Annotated in this window: 1 protein-coding gene; it reads left to right on the top strand. The window is 59.5% G+C overall.

The annotated features are described in order from the left end of the window. A partial coding sequence (locus P406_RS26635) for a toxin VasX (protein WP_046237857.1) occupies positions 1–1,258 on the top strand: 1,258 nt, incomplete at both ends.

The raw sequence follows: 1,258 nt of genomic DNA, 5'->3' as shown, positions 1-1,258 counted from the left end.
CCCCGCCACCCACAGCCCGTCTTACAACGTTCGCCAAGATACCCGCCACGGCCACCAGTCTGTGCCCCTTCCGAAAACCTGACGTCGCCATCGTGCCAGTGCGCTACGCGCTCGACCGCTCCCGCTACGATACCGCTCCCGAAAAGCTGAAACCGCTGCTCAAGGGCAGCCGATGGGCAGTGATGCCGAAGCTGAAAACACGCAGCTATACCCTTCGCCAGCTGTATGACGGCTACGTGTATGTCTACGACGAGGACGCCAAAACGTTAGATGAATACGCGGTGTCAGCTGCCACCGGCAACCTGAGCCGTATTGTCTGGACCGATGCGCAGCTTGGCAGTGACCAGCGCAGTGGCGGCAGCGATGCCAAGCCTTTTCTGCTCTATCCGCGAAAAAACCTGCTGCGCATCGCCTTTTCAGCGCAGCAGTGGACCTGGCGAATCTGCGAACACCTGCGCTCGAATCCGGAAAGCCGCGCTTCATGGATGAAAGCGCTGGATCTGAAACGCTACTGCATGACCATGGCCGAGCCGGATACCTTGCCACTGAACCGCATCGCCGAAGCGGTGGCGGACATCGACAAGGAGCATGTGGTTGGTGATGACCGCTTTGCAGACTCGGCGATTCCTACATCCAAGGCCTCCAGCGAAGAAACCCAGCCGCTGTTTTCGCCAATCGGCGCTGACGTTTTCTGGCAGGGCAGCGTTGAAGATCAGGACAGCTCCCTGCTCATTGCCCTTGATGACCCGCTGGCTATTTTCAATGATCTGGGCATGCAACTGGCCGCCGATCAGGCCGCGTACCGCAACTGGCAAGCCGAGCACGAACACAAGATCCAGATCGCCCAGACCGTCACCACGCTATGTGGCGCTGAAAGCGAGCCGGAGAAACTGCCAGCATCGGTGCGCAACAATGCCGCGCTCACTCACCAGTATCTGGGCGAGCTCGAAGCTTACTTCGAGCAGTGCATCCTTGAGGAAGCGCAGATCAGCAGCAGTAACGTTCCCGGCGATTTTCTGCTGATGCCGGACATGTTCAAGAGCCTGGACATGCGCAAATCGATTGAAATGCGATACGGCAGCGCGCCCTCCGACGAGGCCCTGCAAGCCTGGAAAGATCGCCACAAATGGCGGCGCGAGGTCGATCTGAGCGGTGCGCGTCAGTACCTTCAGCAGCACCTGCCAACCGGCGACACACTGCTGCAACAGGTGCGTGACACGCAAAGCGACTTTCGGCAATGGTCGGCCCATCTGGGCAC

The organism is Pseudomonas syringae pv. coryli str. NCPPB 4273 (assembly GCF_000972175.1).
Lineage (GTDB): Bacteria > Pseudomonadota > Gammaproteobacteria > Pseudomonadales > Pseudomonadaceae > Aquipseudomonas > Aquipseudomonas syringae.
The sequence above is the reverse complement of the archived record's forward strand: the minus strand, read 5'-3'. Positions and strand labels throughout refer to the sequence as shown.